A 17261-nucleotide genomic window follows, 5' to 3' on the forward strand; every position below is an offset into this window, starting at 1 on the left:
ATGGCCGAAGAAAAGAAAGCCCGTACGCTCACCGGCAAGGTGGTGAGCGACAAGATGGACAAGTCCATCGTCGTGATGATCGAGCGCCGCGAGCGTCACCCGATCTATGGTAAGTACATGAAGCGCTCCACCAAGCTGCACGCCCATGACGAGGCGAATCAGGCCAAGGCTGGCGACACCGTTTCCATTCAGGAATCGCGTCCCCTGTCCAAGAAGAAGGCCTGGACGTTGGTCGAGGTGGTCGAGCAAGCCAAGGGCTGAGCTCGACAAGCGCCTTCGAAACCAGTGCAGTCAGATTAGGTTTGGAGAAAACCGATGATTCAGACTCAGACAATGCTGGATGTCGCCGACAACAGCGGAGCGCGCCGGGTGCAATGCATCAAGGTGCTGGGCGGTTCACACCGTCGTTATGCCCGCGTGGGTGATGTCATTAAGGTAACGGTGAAAGAAGCCATTCCGCGGGGCAAGGTCAAGAAAGGCCAGGTCCTCAAGGCAGTGGTCGTTCGCACCCGTAGTGGCGTCCGTCGTCCCGACGGTTCGCTGATCCGCTTCGATGGAAATGCGGCGGTTCTGTTGAACAACACCAACGAGCAGCCGATCGGTACCCGTATTTTCGGTCCGGTCACTCGTGAGCTTCGTAACGAGAAGTTCATGAAGATCATTTCCTTGGCGCCTGAAGTGCTGTAAGGAGCGAGGCGGATATGCAAAAGATCAAACGTGATGATGAAGTCATCGTCATCGCCGGCAAGGACAAGGGCAAGCGCGGCACCGTTAAGCGGGTTCTCGAAAACCGCTTCGTGGTGTCCGGTGTGAACATGATCAAGCGTCACACCAAGCCCAATCCCATGGCGGGCAATCAGGGCGGTATCGTCGAGCGCGAGGCTCCGATTCACGCGTCCAACGTAGCCATCTTCAATTCGGAGACCGGTAAGGCGGATCGCGTCGGCTTCCAGGTGAAGGAAGACGGTACCAAGGTACGTATCTACAAGTCGACGCAGACGCAGATCGACGCCTAACGCGAGTCGGGTAGCACAATGGCGAACTTGAAAGAACGTTATCAGAACGAGGTGGCAGCTCAACTCAAAGAGCAGTTCAGCTACGCCAACGTTATGCAGATACCCCGGATCACCAAGGTGACTCTGAACATGGGTATCGGCGAAGCGACCAGCGATAAAAAGCTGATCGAAAATGCCATCGCCGACCTGGAGAAGCTCTCCGGTCAGAAGCCGATGGTGACCAAGGCACGCAAGTCCATCGCGGGCTTCAAGGTGCGTGAAGGCTGGCCCATTGGTATCAAGGTCACACTGCGCAGTGCGCGTATGTGGGACTTCCTGGACCGCCTGGTGAATATCGCGATCCCCCGCGTACGTGACTTCCGTGGTCTCAACCCGAAGTCCTTCGACGGTCGTGGCAATTACTCGATGGGGGTGCGTGAGCAGATCATCTTCCCGGAGATCGAATATGATAAGATCGATCGGATCCGTGGTCTGGACGTCACCATCACCACCACTGCCAACACCGATGAAGAAGGTCGTGCGCTGCTGAGCGCGCTGAACTTCCCGTTCAAGAAATAAGGGTGGGATCATGGCAAAGAAAAGCATGGTAGAGCGTGAGCTCAAGCGTACCAAGCTGGTCGCGAAGTACGCTGCCAAGCGTGCCGAGCTCAAGGCCATCATTAACGACGTGAACGCTTCCGACGAAGAGCGCTTCGACGCGCAGCTCAAGCTGCAGCAGCTGCCGCGCGACTCTAGCCCGGTTCGTCAGCGCAACCGCTGCCGCATCACCGGCCGTCCGCACGGTTTCTACAACAAGTTCGGTCTCGGCCGCAACAAGCTGCGTGAAGCCGCCATGCGTGGCGATGTCCCTGGACTCAAGAAGTCCAGCTGGTAACGCCACGTAGAATCATCAGGAGCGCAACGTAATGAGCATGCAAGATACGCTGGCGGATATGTTCACTCGTATCCGCAATGCGCAGATGGCCACCAAGGAGACGGTCACCATGCCGTCCTCCAAGCTGAAGGTCGAGGTGGCCCGCGTATTGAAGGAAGAGGGCTACATCAACGACTTCGCCGTCGCTGAAGGTACCAAGCCCGAGCTGACCGTGACCCTCAAGTACTTCGAGGGTAAGGCCGTCATCGAAAACATTCAGCGGGTGTCAAAGCCTTCCCTGCGCCAGTACAAGGGCAAGGACGCACTGCCGAAAGTCGCCGATGGCCTGGGTGTCGCGATCGTTTCCACCTCTAATGGCGTGATGACCGATCGTGCGGCTCGTCAGGCTGGTGTCGGTGGCGAAGTCATCTGCACCGTATTCTAGGAGTTTGGAATGTCCCGCGTAGCCAAATATCCGGTTAAATTGCCTAGCGGCGTCGAGGTCAAGCTCGACGGCGATCAGCTGTCCGTCAAGGGCGCTCAGGGCACGTTGTCCATGACCGTTCATGGAGACGTGGCTCTCGGCCAGGAAGAGGGTCAGCTGACCTTCGCGCCGAGCGAGTCTGCCAAAAGCTGGGCGATGGCCGGCACTACCCGTGCACTGGTCCAGAACATGGTCACCGGTGTAAGCGAGGGCTTTACCAAGTCCCTCGAGATCAATGGCGTCGGCTATCGTGCCCAGGCAAGTGGCAAGACGCTCAACCTGACACTCGGCTTCTCCCACCCGGTCGAATATACGCTGCCGGAAGGTGTCTCTGCGGAAACCCCGAAGAACACCGTGATCGTGCTGAAAAGCGCGAACAAGCAGCAGCTCGGCCAGGTTGCCGCGGAAATCCGCGCCTTCCGTCCGCCCGAGCCCTACAAGGGCAAAGGTATCCGGTACGGCGACGAGCAGGTCCGCCGCAAAGAAGCCAAGAAGAAGTAAGGCAGGGTTATGAACGCGAAGAAAGAATCTCGTCTCCGTCGTGCCCGCCGCGCTCGCGCCAAGATTCGCGAGCTGGGCGTGTTCCGCCTGTGCGTAAACCGTACCCCTCGCCACATCTATGCGCAGATTATCTCGCCGGATGGTGGCAAGGTCCTGGCCAGCGCGTCGACGCTGGACAAGGCCCTGCGCGAGGGTGCGACCGGTAACTCAGACGCTGCCTCCAAGGTCGGTGCACTGATTGCCGAGCGCGCTAAGGAAGCGGGCATCACTCAGGTTGCCTTCGACCGGGCTGGTTTCAAGTACCACGGTCGTGTCAAGGCCCTGGCCGACGCCGCTCGTGAAGGCGGCCTGGAATTTTAAAGGGTTTTTACGATGGCGAAGAACGAACAGAACAACGGTGATCTGCAAGAGAAGCTCGTGCAGGTCAACCGTGTCGCCAAGGTGGTCAAGGGTGGCCGTATCTTCGGTTTCACCGCACTGACCGTCGTTGGCGATGGCAATGGTCGTGTCGGCTTCGGTCGTGGCAAGGCGCGTGAAGTGCCGGTTGCGATCCAGAAGGCCATGGACCAGGCGCGCCGCAACATGATCAAGGTCAGCCTCAGCGGCCATACGCTGCAGTATCCGGTGAAGGCCCGTCACGGGGCTTCCAAGGTGTACATGCAGCCGGCCTCAGAGGGTACCGGGATCATCGCTGGCGGTGCCATGCGCTCCGTGCTCGAGCTGGCTGGCGTCCACGACGTCCTGGCCAAGTGCTACGGATCCACCAACCCGGTGAATGTGGTGCGCGCGACCATTAACGGTCTCGCCTCCATGCAGTCTCCGGACGACATCGCCGCCAAGCGCGGCCTGTCTGTCGAAGCGATCACGGGGTAAGACACCATGGCAGCAACACTCAAGGTTACCCAGATCCGTAGTTCCATCGGCATCCTGCCCAAGCACAAGGCCACCATGAAAGGCCTCGGGCTGCGCCGTATTGGTCACTCGGTTGAACTGGAAGACACCCCTGCCGTACGCGGCATGATCCACAAGGTTAATTACCTTGTGCGCGTTGAGGGAGAGTAATCCATGAAACTCAATAGCCTGAGCCCGGCACCGGGCTCCAAGCACGCCGAGAAGCGCGTCGGTCGTGGCATCGGCTCCGGTCTGGGCAAGACCGGTGGCCGTGGCCACAAGGGCCAGAAGTCGCGCAGCGGTGGCTCGGTCAAGCCCGGTTTCGAGGGCGGCCAGATGCCGCTGCAGCGGCGTCTGCCCAAGTTCGGCTTCACCTCCATGAAGTCGCTGGTGTCCGAGGAAGTGCGCCTGGCCGAACTGGCCAGGGTCGCGGGTGATGAGGTCACCCTGCAGTCCCTCAAGGATGCCAACGTGCTCAAGGACGCCACGCAGCATGCGAAGGTGATCCTCTCCGGCGAACTGAACAAGGCGGTTACCGTCCGCGGCATCAAGGTCACCAAGGGTGCCCGTGCCGCGATCGAAGCCGCCGGTGGCAAGGTAGAGGACTAAATGGCTAAGTCAGGAAACATGCCGGCGATGGGCAGCGGTCTGGGTGAACTGTGGGCGCGTTTGCGCTTCGTGCTCCTCGCCATCGTGGTGTACCGGATCGGTGCCCACATCCCCGTGCCCGGTATCAATCCTGACCAGCTTGCTGCCTTGTTCAGGGAGCAGCAGGGCACCATCCTGGGCATGTTCAACATGTTCTCGGGTGGCGCCCTGGAGCGCATGAGTATCTTCGCCCTCGGCATCATGCCGTACATCTCGGCGTCGATCATCATGCAGCTGCTGACTGCGGTCTCGCCCCATCTTGAGCAGCTCAAGAAGGAAGGCGAAGCCGGTCGTCGCAAGATCAGCCAGTACACGCGCTACGGTACGGTGTTGTTGGCCTTCATCCAGGCGGTCGGCATGTCCGTCGGCCTGGCGGGGCAAGGCATCGCTTATACCGCTGACTTCAGCTTCTATTTCACGGCGGTGACGACCTTCGTCGCTGGCGCCGTGTTCATGATGTGGCTGGGGGAGCAGATCACCGAGAAGGGCATCGGCAACGGTATTTCGCTGCTGATCTTTGCCGGGATCGTTGCAGGCCTGCCGGGCGCTGTGGGTCAGGCGTTCGAGCTGGCTCGCAATGAGGGTGCCTGGAATGTCCTGCCGCTGCTGGCGTTGACGGTACTGGGTGTCGCCACCGTGGCATTCGTGGTGTTCATCGAGCGCGGCCAGCGCCGCATCACGGTGAACTATCCGCGACGCCAGGTGGGTAACAAGATGTATGCAGGTCAGAGCAGCTATTTGCCGCTGAAGGTCAACATGGCGGGTGTTATCCCGGCGATCTTCGCGTCGAGCATCCTGCTGTTCCCCGCCTCGCTCGGCCAGTGGGTAAGTGCCGGTGAGGGCATGGACTGGCTGCAGACGGCATCACTGGCTCTCGGGCCAGGACAGCCGCTTTACATCTTGCTTTTCGGCGCGGCGGTGATATTCTTCTGCTTCTTTTACACAGCGCTGGTCTTCAACCCCAAGGATGTCGCTGACAACCTCAAGAAGTCAGGGGCCTTCCTGCCGGGCATACGCCCTGGCGAGCAGACCGCTCGCTATGTCGACAAGGTCATGACCCGTCTGACCCTGTTTGGTGCCTTGTACATCACTGCGGTTTCCCTGATGCCCCAGTTCCTGATCGTGGCCTGGAACGTGCCGTTCTTCTTCGGCGGTACCTCGCTTCTGATCGTGGTCGTGGTCATCATGGACTTCATGGCCCAGGTGCAGTCGCATCTCATGTCGCACCAGTATGAGTCGGTGATGAAGAAGTCCAACCTGAAAGGCTACGGTAGCGGCGGCATCATGCGCTGAGGCGCGCCGTTGCGATTTGGAGAGAACGATGAAAGTTCGAGCTTCCGTAAAGAAAATGTGCCGTAACTGCAAGATCATTCGACGCAATGGCGCCGTGCGCGTTATCTGCATCGAACCGCGGCACAAGCAGCGCCAGGGTTGATCCCTGGCCTGTGATTCAACCGGGTGCCGGCATGCCCCTTGCCCTCTGGGAGGGAAAGGGGTATGCTGTTGCGCCTTTTGTAGATGATTAATCGAGCAAGCCGCTCAGAAAACGCCGATTGAATCGGCGAGCGGAGTGAAGCGCGATACAGCGATTCGCCCGCGCAGCCATTCAAGCGGTTTTTCGCAAACTTCGGAGTAAGCTGATGGCCCGTATTGCAGGCGTCAATATCCCGGACAACAAGCATGCGGCGATCTCGCTGACCTATATCTTCGGGATTGGCCGCACTCGCGCAGAGGAAGTCTGTGCAGCAGCCGGTATTGCGCCGACCACCAAGATCCAGGCCCTGTCCAATGAAGAACTGGACACCCTGCGTTCTGAAGTCGGCAAGTACACCGTAGAAGGTGACCTTCGTCGTGATGTGACGCTGAATATCAAGCGTCTCATGGACTTGGGTTGCTACCGTGGTCTGCGTCATCGTCGTGGTCTTCCGCTGCGTGGTCAGCGTACCAAGACCAATGCGCGTACCCGCAAGGGCCCGCGCAAGCCGATCCGCAAATAACACGCATGTTCTGGCGTTAAGACAGGAAGAAACATCAACATGGCTAACCCGCGTAGTAACCGTAAAAAGGTGAAAAAGCAGGTAGTGGATGCGGTTGCCCACATCCATGCCTCTTTTAACAACACGATCGTGACGATCACAGACCGCCAGGGCAACGCTCTGTCATGGGCGACTGCCGGTGGTTCGGGTTTTCGTGGTTCTCGCAAGAGCACCCCGTTCGCTGCTCAAGTGGCAAGCGAACGTGCAGCGACTGCTGCAGCCGAGTATGGTGTGAAAAACGTCGACGTGCTGGTCAAGGGCCCCGGTCCCGGCCGTGAATCCGCCGTGCGCGCGCTCAACGCCGCCGGTTTCCGCGTGCAAAGCATCACCGACGCGACGCCCGTTCCCCACAACGGCTGCCGTCCGCCGAAGAAACGCCGCGTTTAAGGAGACAGATTCATGGCTCGTTACATTGGACCGAAGTGCAAACTGTCTCGTCGTGAGGGTACCGATCTCTTTCTGAAGAGCGGTGTCACTCCCTTCGAGAAGAAGTGCAAATCCGAGCAGATCCCGGGTGTGCACGGCCAGCGCCGTCAGCGTCTTTCCGACTACGGCTTGCAGCTTCGTGAGAAGCAGAAAGTGCGTCGCATGTACGGCGTACTCGAAAAGCAGTTCCGCAATTACTACAAGGAAGCGGCCCGCATCAAGGGCGCGACCGGCGAAGTGTTGCTGCAACTGCTCGAATCCCGACTGGACAATGTCGTCTACCGCATGGGCTTCGGCTCGACTCGCTCTGAAGCGCGTCAGCTGGTGAGTCACAAGGCGATTGCCGTCAACGGTAAGAGCGTCAACGTGGCGTCCTACCAGGTCAAGCCGGGTGACGTGGTGTCCGTTCGCGAGAAGGCCAAGAACCAGGCCCGCATCCAGTCCGCGCTGGCGATTTCTGCCAACCGGGGCGATGTGGAATGGATCGACGTCGACTCCAAGAAGATGGAAGGCACTTTCAAGGCTCTGCCTGAACGTGGCGACTTGTCTGCCGACATCAACGAAAACCTGATCGTCGAGCTGTACTCGAAGTAATCACCCCGTGGGTGATGCCGGGCCCGCAAGGGTCCGGTTCAGAGTACCGAGTATCCGTTTGGCAGCCTGAAAGGTGTTCATATGCAGCGTTCAGTGACAGAGTTTCTCCGTCCTCGCGATATCAAGGTCGAAGAGATCAGCGCGCACCACGCGAAGATCGTGCTCGAACCGTTCGAGCGCGGCTTCGGTCACACCCTGGGGAATGCTCTGCGTCGCATCCTGCTCTCGTCCATGCCCGGCTGTGCCGTGGTAGAAGCCGAGATCGCTGGCGTCGACCATGAGTACAGTGCGATCGAAGGGGTCCAGGAAGACGTCATCGAAATCCTCCTGAACCTCAAGGACGTGGCAATCAAGATGCACAGCCGCGACGAGGCGGTGCTCTCGCTGAACAAGCAGGGCCCGACCGTCGTGACCGCGGGTGACATCGCCACCGACCACGACGTCGAGATCGTCAACCCCGAGCACGTCATCGCCCACGTCAACGAGGGCGCAGATCTGCAGATGCAGCTCAAGATCGCTCGCGGCCGTGGCTATGAGCCGGCGGATACCCGCCTTGGTGCGGATGACGAATCACGGGCCATTGGTCGCCTGCAGCTGGATGCGACCTTCAGCCCCGTTCGCCGGGTTTCCTATGCCGTGGAAGCGGCGCGTGTCGAGCAGCGTACCGACCTCGACAAGCTGGTCATCGACCTGGAGACCGACGGCACACTGGATCCGGAAGAGGCGATCCGTCGCAGCGCCACCATTCTGCAGGAGCAGTTGGGTGCGTTCGTCGACCTGGAAGCCGACAAGGAACAGGAAGTGGAGGAGGAAGAGGATCATATCGATCCCATCCTGCTGCGTCCCGTAGACGATCTCGAGTTGACCGTCCGCAGTGCCAACTGCCTGAAGGCCGAGAATATCTACTACATCGGCGATCTGATCCAGCGCACTGAGGTGGAGCTGTTGAAGACCCCGAATCTCGGCAAGAAGTCGTTGAACGAAATCAAGGACGTGTTGGCAGCGCGCGGTCTGTCCCTCGGCATGCGGTTGGAGAATTGGCCGCCGGCAAGCCTGAAGGACGACAAGGCCTCCGCGTGAGCGTCGACTCGAGTCCCAGTTTGGTAAGGAATCACAACCATGCGTCATCGTAAGAGTGGTCGCCACTTAAACCGTACCAGCTCGCATCGCCAGGCCATGTTCAAGAACATGTGCGTGTCGCTGGTCGAGCATGAAATGATCAAGACTACCCTGCCCAAGGCCAAGGAACTGCGTCGTCATATCGAGCCGCTGATCACCCTGGCCAAGCAGGACAGCGTCGCCAACCGTCGTCTGGCCTTCAGCCGCACCCGCTCCAAGGAAACGGTCGGCAAGCTCTTCAATGAGCTGGGTCCGCGTTACGTCGAGCGTCCGGGCGGTTACGTCCGTATTCTCAAGTGCGGTTTCCGCACCGGCGACAACGCGCCCATGGCCTACGTCGAACTGGTCGACCGTCCGATCGCCGAAGAGGCTGCCGCTGAGGAGTGATCCCCGGCGTTGCCTTCGGCACGGATAGCGCTGAAAGCAAAACCGGCTCCTTTCGAGGAGCCGGTTTTTTATTACTAATTGCCAGTGATCGCCTTTTCAACGCGGCTTCCCGTCGACAGGTCTTCGCGGGGGCGCTGTGAACCCGTCCATGGGCGCTACCGATTCCTTCCCTGGAATCGAACCCCCGCTACGACCTGTCCCCGGCGCCGCTCACCATTGGTGGCTTCCCGCTTGGTCAGGTTTCCGCCGCGCTCGTGGCCCGTGGCTCGGCTTGCTGGCTCTTGGCGCGTGCCAGCAGCGGCTGGAGGAAGTGGCCGGTATGGGATTGGTCGATGCTGGCGACCTGCTCGGGGGTGCCCTCGGCGATGATCTGGCCGCCGCCTGAGCCGCCCTCGGGGCCGAGGTCGATGACCCAGTCGGCGGTCTTGATCACATCGAGGTTGTGCTCGATGACCACGATGGTGTTGCCATGGTCGCGCAGGCGGTGCAGCACCGTGAGCAGCTGGCGGATATCCTCGAAGTGCAGGCCGGTGGTGGGTTCGTCGAGGATATACAGGGTCTGGCCGGTGTCGCGCTTGGCCAGCTCACGGGCCAGCTTGACGCGCTGCGCCTCGCCGCCGGAGAGCGTGGTGGCGCTCTGCCCTAGGCGGATATAGGAGAGCCCGACGTCGAGCAGCGTCTGCAGGCGGCGGGCGATGGCCGGTACCGGTGAGAAGAACTCCAGCGCTTCTTCCACGGTCATCTCCAGTACTTCGTGGATGCTCTTGCCCTTGTACTGAATCTCCAGGGTCTCGCGGTTGTAGCGTTTGCCCTTGCAGACGTCGCAGGGCACGTAGATATCGGGCAGGAAGTGCATCTCGACCTTGATCATGCCTTCGCCCTGGCACGCCTCGCAGCGTCCGCCCTTGACGTTGAAGCTGAAGCGCCCCGGTTTGTAGCCCCGCGAGCGGGCCTCCTGGGTGCCGGCAAACAGCTCGCGGATCGGCGTGAAGATGCCGGTGTAGGTGGCGGGGTTCGAGCGCGGGGTGCGGCCGATAGGGCTCTGGTCGATATCGATGACCTTGTCGAGCTGGTCGAGGCCGTCGATGTTGGTGTAGGGCGCTGGGGTTAGGGTGGTGGCGCGGTTGAGCTCGCGGGCGGCGATCGGCATCAGGGTGCCGTTGATCAGCGTCGACTTGCCAGAGCCGGAGACGCCGGTGACGCAGATCAGTAGTCCCAGCGGCAGCGTCAGGGTGACGTCCTGCAGGTTGTTGCCGCTGGCGCCGGTGAGGCGTAGCTGTTTCTCCGGGTTGCCCGGTATCCGCCACGGTGGCACCTCGATGCGCCGCGTGCCGGCCAGGTACTGGCCGGTCAGCGACTGGGTGCTGTCCTTGATCTGCTGCGGGGTGCCCTGAGCCACGATCTGGCCACCGTGGACGCCGGCACCGGGGCCGATGTCGAGCACATGGTCGGCGGCGAGGATCGCTTCCTCGTCGTGCTCGACCACGATGACGGTATTGCCCAGGTCGCGGAGGTGGACCAGCGTCTTGAGCAGCCGGTCATTGTCGCGCTGGTGCAGGCCGATGGAGGGCTCGTCGAGAATGTACATCACCCCCACCAGGCCGGCGCCGATCTGGCTGGCCAGGCGGATGCGCTGGGCCTCGCCGCCGGAGAGGGTCTCGGCGCTGCGTTCCAGGTTGAGGTAGTCGAGGCCGACATTGACCAGAAACTCCAGGCGCGCCTGGATCTCATTGACGATCTTGACCGCGATCTCGCCCTTGCGGCCCGGCAGCGAGAGCTGCTGAAAATAGCGTAGCGCTTCGCCGATCGGCATCCGCACCATTTCCGGCAGGGTGCGATCATCGATATAGACGTGGCGCGACTCCTGGCGAAGTCGCGTGCCGTGGCAGCTGGGGCAGGGTTGCACGGCGAGGTACTTGGCGAGGTCCTCGCGCACCATGTTGGATTCGGTCTCGCGGTAGCGCCGCTGCATGTTGGGCAGCACGCCCTCGAAGGGGTGCTCGCGGGTGACCTTGCGACCGCGGTCGTTGACGTAGCTAAAGGCGATGTCGTCGTGGCCGCTGCCGTGCAGGATCACGTCCTGCTCGTGGCGGGCGAGGTCTTGCCAGGACGTTTCGAGAGCGAAGCGGTAGTGATCGGCCACCGCCTGCAGCTGATTGAAGTAGTAGACGCTGCGCCGATCCCAGCCCTTGATCACGCCTTCGGCCAGGGAGAGCTCCGGGTGGCTGATCAGTTTGGACGGATCGAAGAACTGCTGGACGCCGAGACCGTCGCAGGTCGGACAGGCGCCGGCGGGATTGTTGAACGAGAACATGCGCGGCTCGAGTTCGGCAATCGAGTAGCCGCACACCGGGCAGGCGAAGCGCGCCGAGAAGTTGATGTCCTCGGCGTCGCCGTCCATGAAGTGGATTACCGCCACGCCGTCGGCCAGTCCCAGGGCCGTCTCGAAGGACTCGGCCAGGCGCTGCTGCAGGCCATCGCGGACCTTGATGCGGTCGACCACCACGCTGATGTCGTGCTTCTTGTTCTTGTCCAGCGGGGCGATGTCATCGAGTTCGAGAATCTGGCCGTCGATCATCGCCCGCACGAAGCCCTGGGCGCGCAGTTCGGCGAGCAGCTGCAGGTGTTCACCCTTGCGCCCGCTGATCACCGGCGCCATTAGCATCAGCTTGCTGCCCTCGGGCAGGGCCATCACCTGGTCGACCATCTGCGAGATGGTCTGAGCTTCCAGGTCCTCACCGTGTTCTGGGCAGCGCGGCGTACCAGCACGGGCAAACAGCAGGCGCAGGTAGTCGTAGATCTCGGTAATGGTACCGACGGTGGAGCGCGGGTTGTGGGAGGTGGACTTCTGCTCGATGGAGATCGCTGGCGACAGCCCCTCGATATGGTCGACATCGGGCTTCTCCATCATCGACAGGAACTGGCGCGCGTAGGTCGAGAGCGACTCGACGTAGCGGCGCTGGCCTTCAGCATAGAGCGTATCGAAGGCCAGCGATGACTTGCCCGAGCCTGAAAGCCCGGTCACCACGATCAGCTTGTCGCGGGGTAGCTCGACGTCGATCTGCTTGAGGTTGTGGGTGCGCGCACCCCTGACCAGAATCCTGTCCATTGCCACCTCGTGCGCTGCGCAAAAGTTCGATTATACGGCCCCGCCATGAGTCGCGGCAAAGCCGCATGATAGAAAGCGGTAGTGGCTGATGGATTCCCTGTGCGGCGGCGAGTGGGTAGAATACTTGGTCCATCACCATCGGGTGCCCCGCACCCGCCCATACGAGTCCGATACGTTGCATTGCGCATGCTCTCTGGTCTGCTGTTAGTCACCGAACGCCGCGCCATCATTGGCCTGGCCAGCCTGTATGCCTCGCGCATGCTGGGGCTGTTCATGGTGCTGCCGGTATTGGCGCTGTATGCCGACGACCTGGCCGGCGCCACGCCGCTGCTGGTGGGTCTGGCGCTGGGTGCCTACGGGCTGACCCAGGCGATCCTGCAGATTCCCTTCGGGCTGCTCTCCGACCGCATCGGGCGCAAGGCGGTGATCGCGGGGGGGCTGATGCTGTTCATGCTTGGCAGTGTGGTCGCTGCACAGGCCGACAGCATTGGCGGAGTGATCCTGGGCCGCTGCCTGCAGGGCAGCGGCGCGGTGGCTGCCGCGATCATGGCGCTGCTGGCCGATCAGACCCGCGAGCAGGTGCGCACGGCGGCCATGGCCACTATCGGCATGTCGATCGGTCTCGCCTTTGCCTTGGCCATGGTGCTAGGTCCGTGGCTGGCCAGCGGCTTCGGCCTGGCCGGGGTATTCTGGTTCACCGCGCTGCTGGCGGCGGTGAGTCTGCTGGTACTGTGGCGGCTGGTGCCCCAGGCACCGCGACGGCTGCGCCATCGCGACGTGCTGCTCGACCGCGCTCAGCTCAAGGCCACCCTGGGGCGTAGCGACTTGGTGCGGTTGGATATCTCGATCTTTGCCCTGCACCTGATCCTGATGGCGATCTTTGTCGCCGTGCCGTTTCGCCTGCTGGAGGTCGGCATTGCCTTGCCGCACCACGGCTGGGTCTATTTTGCGGTGATGGCGCTGGCCTTCGTGGTGATGGTGCCGCTGGTGATCGTTGCCGAGAAACGCCAGCGCATGCGCGGGGTATTCTTGGTGGCGGTGGCCAGCATGGCGCTGTGTTTGCTGGGGCTTGGAGCGTTGCCGGTCACCTGGGTGTCGCTTGGGCTGCTGCTGCTGGGCTTCTTTACCGCGTTCAACCTGCTCGAGGCGACGCTGCCCTCGATGCTTAGCAAGCTGGCACCGGCGGGGGCCAAGGGCACTGCCATGGGGGTCTACTCCACCAGCCAGTTCCTGGGGGCCTTTCTCGGCGGCGTGCTGGGTGGTGCCTTGGCCCAACAGTGGGGCCTTGATGCGGTATTCTATGGCAGTGCGCTGGTTGGCCTGGGGTGGCTGGCGGCGATCTGGGGGATGCCGGCACCGCGCCATCTGGCCAGTGAGGTGGTAGCGTTGGACGAGCAAGCGCATGGCGATGCCCTGGAGACGCTGATGGAGCGTTTTGCCGACGTGGCCGGGGTGGAGGACGTACTGGTGGTGCCGGAAGAGCGACTGGCCTATCTCAAGGTCGATCGCCAGCGTCTCGACAGCGATGCCCTGGCCCGCGTGGCGGGGATCAAGCGAAACCACTAGCCGCTGGCTGGTGGTCAACAAGTCACAGGGGCGTCCTGGCGTCGCCCGGCAATCAAGGAGCGAGACATGGCTCGTGGAGTAAACAAGGTCATTCTGATCGGGAATCTCGGTCAGGACCCGGAGGTGCGCTTCCTGCCTTCCGGCAACCCGGTGGCCAATCTGCGCATTGCCACCACTGACAGCTGGACCGACCGTCAGAGCGGTCAGCGTCAGGAGCGTACCGAATGGCACACCGTGGTGCTGTTCAACAAGCTGGCCGAGATCGCCCAGCAGTACGTCAAGAAAGGCTCGCGGATCTACGTCGAGGGCCGCCTGCAGACCCGCAAGTGGCAGGGTCAGGACGGTCAGGACCGCTATAGCACCGAGATCGTCTGCAATGATATGCAGATGCTCGACAGCCGCGGCGGCGGCCAGGGCGGCGATTTCCAGCAGCAGGGCAATATGCCGCAGCAAGGCGGTTACGGCCAGCAGGGGGGATATGGTCAGCAGGGCGGCAATGCCCCGCAGCCGCCGCCCCAAGGCGGCTTTGGCCAGGGCGGCGGTCAGCCGCGGCCACAGCAGCCGGCGCCACAGCCTGCGCCTCAGCAGCCGCCGGCCCAAGGCGGTCAGCAGCAGGGCAATAACTATGGCGCGCCGGCGCCGGGCAGTTTCGACGACTTCGACGACGAAATCCCGTTCTGATCGTGAAACTGCTGATACTCGATGCCGGCCACTGCCTGAGCCTGGCGCTGGCGCGCGAGGCCAACCGGCGCAGTGACACCCGGCTGATGATAGAGGAGCGACCGGCGATCAGCGCCGAGGCGCTCACCGAGCTGGCGCCAGATGCGTTGGTGATTCCGCCGCTGGCCAGGCCGATCAGCGCCGAGCCGGCGGCAGTGGTCGCCCACGCCGAGGCGGTGGAGGCGTGCCTGGAAGCCTGTCGGGTGACGCGCACGCCGCTGGTGTGGTGTGTCTCCGATCAGCTCTACGAGGATGGTCACGACGCACCGATCGACGAGCATGTGATTCCGGCGCCGCGGGATGAGAGTCTGAGGCGGCTGATTCAGGTCGGCGATCGGATTCGCCAGCAGTACGCCGAGCATCTGATCGTTCGCCTGGGGCCGCTGTTTGCCCTGGATGGCGCCAGTGCCTGGCTCAGTGAGCTGATCGATAGCCTGCTGGCCGGTGATGAGGTGCGGGTGGCTGAGGATGTGATCTTCTGTCCGACCTCGGCGGATGCCGCGGCCATGGCCCTGTTCGGCATGCTGCACCAGCAACACTGCGGTGCTCAGGCCTGGGGCGCCTATCACTTGGCGGGCACCGAACCGGTCAGCGGCTATACCTTCGCCTCGATGGTGCGCACTCAGCTTGCTACGCGGCTCGAAGGGCTGGGGGAGAAGGTCGAGCTGGGGCCGCTCAAGGCGCTCAAGCACCACCACGACCAGCCGCTGCGTCGGGTGCTCAACTGCCGACGGGTGCTGGAGGCTTTCGGCGTGCATCAGAAACCCTGGCGGCTCGAGGTCGGGCGCATGCTCGATGCCTGGTGCCACAGTCGCAGCGGTGGAGCGGCGTCATGAACCTGCTGCGCAGCCTGCTGTTCTATGCCGGGTATTTTTTGACCATGTTGGTGTGCGGGGTACTGTTCCTGCCGCTGGCGCCGTTGCTGCCGCTGGGCGGTCGCTATCGCCTGCTGAACCTGTATAACCACACTATCATTGCCTGGTTCCGGATCAGCTGCGGGGTGCGCTACGACATCCGTGGCCGTGAGCACCTGCCCGATGCGCCCTGCGTGATCCTCGCCAACCACCAGTGCGAGTGGGAGACGCTGTTTCTGCAGGTGCTCAAGCCGCCGGTATGCACGGTGCTCAAACGCGAGCTGCTGAATATCCCGATATTCGGCTGGGGGCTGCGGCTGCTGCATCCCATCGCCCTGGATCGCTCCAAACCGGCCAGGGCCATGCGTCAGGTGCTGAGCCAGGGCAAGCAGCGCCTGGAGGAGGGGCTGTCGGTGCTGATCTTCCCCGAGGGTACGCGAGTCGCGCCGGGCAAGCGGCGCCACTACAACAAGAGTGGCGTGGTGATCGCTTGCCGCGCCGGCATGCCGGTGCTGCCGGTGGCGCATAACGCCGGTGAGCGCTGGCCTGGGCGCCACTGGGTGAAGAATCCCGGGCGGCTGTCGGTGCGGGTCGGTGAGCCGATCGATACCCGCGGGCGCAGTCCCGAAACGGTATTGGCCGAGGTCGAGGCGTGGATCGAGGAGCAGCTGACGGACATTTCCGAGGTGCCGCGGCCCGCTGCGGCGGTCGGGCGCGGCGAAGCGCTGCCCGGCTGATGACGTCTGGCCTGGTGTCGGCTGTCCAGCTGATGCCGCAACGATAACGGCGCCTCTCGAGGCGCCGTTATCGTTTGCACAAGATTGGCGGTGTGGATGCGATCAGTCGTTGAACGTCTCCAGCACCAGGCAGGCGTTGGTGCCGCCGAAGCCGAAGCTGTTGGAGAGTACCCGGTTGACCTGGGCGCTATCACGACGCTGGGTGACGATATCGAAGCCGGCGGCCTGCTCGTCGAGATCATCGACATTGGCCGAGGCGGCGATGAAGTCATTCTCCATCATCAGCAGCGAATAAATCGCTTCCTGCACGCCGGTGGCGCCCAGCGAGTGGCCGGTCAGCGACTTGGTCGAACTCATCGCCGGGGTCTGGTCACCGAACACCTCGCGGATCGCCTTGAGCTCGGCGACATCGCCCACCGGCGTCGAGGTGCCGTGGGTATTGATGTAGTCGATGGGGCCATTCACGGTGGCCAACGCCTGACGCATGCAGCGCGCGGCGCCCTCGCCGGAGGGGGCTACCATGTCGTGACCATCGGAGGTGGCACCGTAGCCGGTGACCTCAGCATATATCTTGGCGCCGCGGGCCTTGGCGTGTTCGAGCTCCTCGAGCACCAGCATGCCACCGCCGCCGGCGATGACGAAGCCGTCGCGGGCCGTGTCGTAGGGCCGCGAGGCCTTGGTCGGGGTGTCGTTGTAGTGCGTCGAGAGCGCGCCCATGGCGTCGAACAGGCACGACAGGGTCCAGTGCTCCTCCTCGCCGCCGCCGGCAAACACCACGTCCTGCTTGCCGAGCTGGATCTGTTCTACGGCGCTGCCGATGCAGTGGGCCGAGGTGGCGCAGGCCGAGGAGATCGAGTAATTGACGCCCTTGATCTTGAACGGCGTGGCCAGGCAGGCGGAGACGGTGCTGCCCATGGTGCGGGTCACCCGATAGGGCCCCACGCGGCGCAGGCCCTTCTCGCGCATCACGTCGGCGGCCTCGACCTGGTTGGCGCTGGAGGCACCGCCGGAGCCGGCAATCAGGCCGCTGCGCTCGTGGGATACCTGCTCGGGGGTCAGCCCGGCATCCTCGATAGCCTGGGCCATGGAAACGTAGGCATAAGCCGCGGCGTCGCCCATGAAGCGGCGCAGCTTGCGGTCGATCAGGGCATCGAGGTCGATATCGACCACGCCGGCGACCTGACTACGAAAGCCGCGCTCGGCGTATTCATCCTTGAAGCGAATGCCCGAGCGCCCTGCCTTGAGCGCATCGAGGACCTGATCCCGGTCGTTGCCGAGGCACGACACGATGCCAAGTCCGGTGACTACCACTCGTCGCAT

Annotated in this window: 24 protein-coding genes; 22 read left to right on the forward strand and 2 right to left on the reverse strand. The window is 62.5% G+C overall.

The window, feature by feature from the left end:
• The 18 genes from rpsQ (at position 1) to rplQ (ending at position 8955) form a co-directional block, all read left to right on the forward strand.
• Entirely contained in the window at positions 1–261 is a 261-nt protein-coding gene (gene rpsQ, locus BLT16_RS16675; protein WP_089659633.1) for a 30S ribosomal protein S17, read from the forward strand.
• 54 nt (positions 262–315) lie between these two features.
• Entirely contained in the window at positions 316–687 is a 372-nt protein-coding gene (gene rplN / locus BLT16_RS16680; protein ID WP_076749602.1) for a 50S ribosomal protein L14, read from the forward strand.
• A 14-nt stretch (positions 688–701) separates the two neighbouring features.
• The gene (gene rplX / locus BLT16_RS16685) at positions 702–1016 is read left to right on the forward strand and encodes a 50S ribosomal protein L24 (RefSeq protein ID WP_009723895.1); all 315 of its coding nucleotides are present in this window, start codon (positions 702–704) and stop codon (positions 1014–1016) included.
• An 18-nt stretch (positions 1017–1034) separates the two neighbouring features.
• Entirely contained in the window at positions 1035–1574 is a 540-nt protein-coding gene (rplE, locus tag BLT16_RS16690; RefSeq protein WP_089659634.1) for a 50S ribosomal protein L5, read from the forward strand.
• A 10-nt stretch (positions 1575–1584) separates the two neighbouring features.
• Positions 1585–1890, forward strand: coding sequence for a 30S ribosomal protein S14 (rpsN, locus tag BLT16_RS16695; RefSeq protein ID WP_076749599.1), 306 nt, complete (start codon positions 1585–1587; stop codon positions 1888–1890).
• Between the two features lie 31 nt (positions 1891–1921).
• Positions 1922–2314 carry a 30S ribosomal protein S8 gene (gene rpsH / locus BLT16_RS16700; protein WP_089659635.1) on the forward strand — a complete coding sequence of 131 codons (393 nt, stop codon included), beginning with the start codon at positions 1922–1924 and terminating at the stop codon, positions 2312–2314.
• Between the two features lie 9 nt (positions 2315–2323).
• A complete protein-coding gene (gene rplF / locus BLT16_RS16705) occupies positions 2324–2854 on the forward strand; it encodes a 50S ribosomal protein L6 (RefSeq protein WP_089659636.1) in 531 nt (176 codons plus the stop codon).
• 9 nt (positions 2855–2863) lie between these two features.
• Entirely contained in the window at positions 2864–3214 is a 351-nt protein-coding gene (gene rplR / locus BLT16_RS16710) for a 50S ribosomal protein L18 (protein ID WP_089659637.1), read from the forward strand.
• Positions 3215–3226: 12 nt separating this feature from the next.
• A complete protein-coding gene (gene rpsE, locus BLT16_RS16715; RefSeq protein WP_089659638.1) occupies positions 3227–3727 on the forward strand; it encodes a 30S ribosomal protein S5 in 501 nt (166 codons plus the stop codon).
• A 6-nt stretch (positions 3728–3733) separates the two neighbouring features.
• On the forward strand, positions 3734–3916 hold the full coding sequence (gene rpmD, locus BLT16_RS16720) for a 50S ribosomal protein L30 (protein WP_076749592.1): 183 nt from the start codon (positions 3734–3736) through the stop codon (positions 3914–3916).
• 3 nt (positions 3917–3919) lie between these two features.
• A complete protein-coding gene (gene rplO, locus BLT16_RS16725; RefSeq protein WP_089659639.1) occupies positions 3920–4354 on the forward strand; it encodes a 50S ribosomal protein L15 in 435 nt (144 codons plus the stop codon).
• Positions 4355–5686 carry a preprotein translocase subunit SecY gene (secY, locus tag BLT16_RS16730; RefSeq protein ID WP_089659640.1) on the forward strand — a complete coding sequence of 444 codons (1332 nt, stop codon included), beginning with the start codon at positions 4355–4357 and terminating at the stop codon, positions 5684–5686.
• Between the two features lie 28 nt (positions 5687–5714).
• A complete protein-coding gene (rpmJ, locus tag BLT16_RS16735; RefSeq protein ID WP_009099023.1) occupies positions 5715–5828 on the forward strand; it encodes a 50S ribosomal protein L36 in 114 nt (37 codons plus the stop codon).
• Positions 5829–6033: 205 nt separating this feature from the next.
• A complete protein-coding gene (gene rpsM, locus BLT16_RS16740; RefSeq protein WP_089659641.1) occupies positions 6034–6390 on the forward strand; it encodes a 30S ribosomal protein S13 in 357 nt (118 codons plus the stop codon).
• A 39-nt stretch (positions 6391–6429) separates the two neighbouring features.
• Complete coding sequence (gene rpsK, locus BLT16_RS16745) at positions 6430–6816, forward strand: 30S ribosomal protein S11 (protein ID WP_011505752.1); 387 nt, start codon at positions 6430–6432, stop codon at positions 6814–6816.
• A 12-nt stretch (positions 6817–6828) separates the two neighbouring features.
• Positions 6829–7449, forward strand: coding sequence for a 30S ribosomal protein S4 (rpsD, locus tag BLT16_RS16750; RefSeq protein WP_089659642.1), 621 nt, complete (start codon positions 6829–6831; stop codon positions 7447–7449).
• Between the two features lie 81 nt (positions 7450–7530).
• Positions 7531–8529 (forward strand): DNA-directed RNA polymerase subunit alpha, encoded by a 999-nt coding sequence (locus BLT16_RS16755; protein ID WP_089659643.1) that lies wholly within the window; start codon positions 7531–7533, stop codon positions 8527–8529.
• Between the two features lie 39 nt (positions 8530–8568).
• Positions 8569–8955 (forward strand): 50S ribosomal protein L17, encoded by a 387-nt coding sequence (gene rplQ, locus BLT16_RS16760; protein WP_076749583.1) that lies wholly within the window; start codon positions 8569–8571, stop codon positions 8953–8955.
• A 235-nt stretch (positions 8956–9190) separates the two neighbouring features.
• Here the strand turns inward: rplQ and uvrA are convergent, their stop codons facing one another.
• A complete protein-coding gene (uvrA, locus tag BLT16_RS16765) occupies positions 9191–12064 on the reverse strand; it encodes an excinuclease ABC subunit UvrA (protein ID WP_089659644.1) in 2874 nt (957 codons plus the stop codon).
• A gap of 180 nt (positions 12065–12244) precedes the next feature.
• Here uvrA and BLT16_RS16770 point away from each other — a divergent pair, with 180 nt between their 5' ends.
• The 4 genes from BLT16_RS16770 (at position 12245) to BLT16_RS16785 (ending at position 15941) form a co-directional block, all read left to right on the forward strand.
• Entirely contained in the window at positions 12245–13630 is a 1386-nt protein-coding gene (locus tag BLT16_RS16770; RefSeq protein WP_089659645.1) for an MFS transporter, read from the forward strand.
• Between the two features lie 66 nt (positions 13631–13696).
• Positions 13697–14311: a single-stranded DNA-binding protein gene (locus tag BLT16_RS16775; RefSeq protein WP_089659646.1), complete on the forward strand. Its 615-nt coding sequence runs from the start codon at positions 13697–13699 to the stop codon at positions 14309–14311.
• Positions 14312–14313: 2 nt separating this feature from the next.
• Entirely contained in the window at positions 14314–15186 is an 873-nt protein-coding gene (locus tag BLT16_RS16780) for a sugar nucleotide-binding protein (RefSeq protein ID WP_089659647.1), read from the forward strand.
• Positions 15183–15941 carry a lysophospholipid acyltransferase family protein gene (locus BLT16_RS16785; protein WP_089659648.1) on the forward strand — a complete coding sequence of 253 codons (759 nt, stop codon included), beginning with the start codon at positions 15183–15185 and terminating at the stop codon, positions 15939–15941. Before BLT16_RS16780 ends, BLT16_RS16785 begins: the two co-directional genes overlap by 4 nt.
• 102 nt (positions 15942–16043) lie before the next feature.
• Here the strand turns inward: BLT16_RS16785 and fabB are convergent, their stop codons facing one another.
• The gene (gene fabB / locus BLT16_RS16790) at positions 16044–17261 is read right to left on the reverse strand and encodes a beta-ketoacyl-ACP synthase I (RefSeq protein WP_089659649.1); all 1218 of its coding nucleotides are present in this window, start codon (positions 17259–17261) and stop codon (positions 16044–16046) included.

This window comes from Franzmannia pantelleriensis, assembly GCF_900102875.1.
GTDB classification, from domain to species: Bacteria; Pseudomonadota; Gammaproteobacteria; order Pseudomonadales; family Halomonadaceae; genus Franzmannia; species Franzmannia pantelleriensis.